General features: G+C 73.8%; 2 protein-coding genes and 1 pseudogene. All 3 read left to right on the forward strand.

Annotated elements, in window-relative coordinates; all coding sequences use genetic code 11:
• Nucleotides 1-195 (forward strand): hypothetical protein (locus N4P33_RS35270; RefSeq protein ID WP_260830989.1); only part of this gene is annotated, 195 nt, incomplete at its 5' end.
• Between the two features lie 139 nt (nt 196-334).
• Nucleotides 335-1,123: a thioesterase II family protein gene (locus N4P33_RS35275; protein ID WP_260830991.1), complete on the forward strand. Its 789-nt coding sequence runs from the start codon at nt 335-337 to the stop codon at nt 1,121-1,123.
• Nucleotides 1,120-1,353 (forward strand): annotated as a pseudogene (locus N4P33_RS35280) (hypothetical protein); the annotation flags it as partial. The gene N4P33_RS35275 and the pseudogene N4P33_RS35280, both read left to right, overlap by 4 nt.

Below are 1,353 nucleotides of genomic sequence, written 5' to 3' on the forward strand. Positions count from 1 at the left end.
CGCCGGGCCCCGGCCGCCCCCGGCAGCCCGGGCATCCTCCGCCTGTGCCGCAACCGGGTGGTGGGCTGGACGGTTCGCCGACGCCGGCCCGCACCGTCCGCCGACCCGGCCGCCGCACCGTTCCGCGGGCGCCGGGACACAGACCGCATGACCCCCGAAGAGCGACCGGAGAGCAGTTCCGTCCGGCAGCCCTGAAATCCGTACGGAATTCCCGGAAATCCGTACGCGCACGATGCGTGTGACAAGCGTGAGGAGCGCGATGAACGAGCAAGGCGCAGTGGAATGCACAGGCCCGGCCGCCGGCCGGGATCTCTTCGTCGGTGAGGTGTGAGAAATGGCTGTCGAATTCCCGGAGCTGGTGGCCGAGACGCCGTACGTCTGGCGGGCCTCGCGGGGCGGTGCCCACCGTCACCGGCTCATTTGTTTCCCGCACGCCGGAGCCGGTGCCGGTGCCTATGCCGAATGGGCCGGTCTGCTTCCGCCGGAGATCGAGCTGGCCGCGGTGCAGCTGCCCGGCAGGCAGAACCGCATCGCAGAGGATCCGGTGACGGAGGTCGGTCCGCTGGTGCGGGTGCTGACCCAGGCGCTGCGCCCGGTCCTGGACGGGTCCTTCTCGTTCTTCGGCCACTCGGGCGGGGCGGTGCTCGCCTTCGAACTGGCCCGCGCGCTGCAGGACCGCGGCGGGCCGCGGCCCCGCCACCTCTTCCTGTCCGCGCAGCCCGCTCCGGGCAGCGGCGGGCGGGTGCGCGTGCTGCACGACCTGACCGACGAGGAACTGACCGCCGAGGTGGTACGGCTGGGCGGCATCGAACCGGAGATCGCCGAGGACGAGGACGTGATGGCGTCCCTGCTGCCCACCCTGCGGGCCGACTTCGACCTGTGGGAGCACCACCGGATCGTGCCCGGGCCCCGGCTGCGCAGCCCGATCACCGTGTTCGGCGGGACCGACGACCCGCGGGCGCCGCTGGACACCCTGGACGGCTGGCGCGAGCAGACCGACGGCGCCTTCACCTCCCGGTTCTTCCCGGGCGGCCACTTCTACTTCCTCGGCCGGGCGGCCGAGCTGATCGACCACATGAGCCGGGCCGTTCTCGAGCCCGAGACGGCGGGAGCGGTGGCATGAGTGTGTCCGGAGCGATGGAGCCGTCCCTGGTGACGGAGATAGCGGCGGCGGTACGGGCGGTGCCCGGTGTGCAGGAGGCGGTGGCGGTGGTGCGGCAGAGCGCCCGCACGCTCGCCCCCTCCCCCCACGGCGCCCCCGCCCAGCAGGACGGCCCCGCACAGCAGGAAGGCCCCGCACAGCAGGGCGCCCCCGCCCAGCAGGACGGCCCCGCCCAGCACGACGGCCCCGCG

It is taken from the genome of Streptomyces sp. 15-116A, from assembly GCF_025290915.1.
Lineage (GTDB): Bacteria > Actinomycetota > Actinomycetes > Streptomycetales > Streptomycetaceae > Streptomyces.

Excerpts from the sequence above, each read along its gene's own strand:
- N4P33_RS35275 (WP_260830991.1), top strand. The coding sequence starts at position 335 with ATGGCTGTCGAATTCCCGGAGCTGGTGGCCGAGACGCCGTACGTCTGG.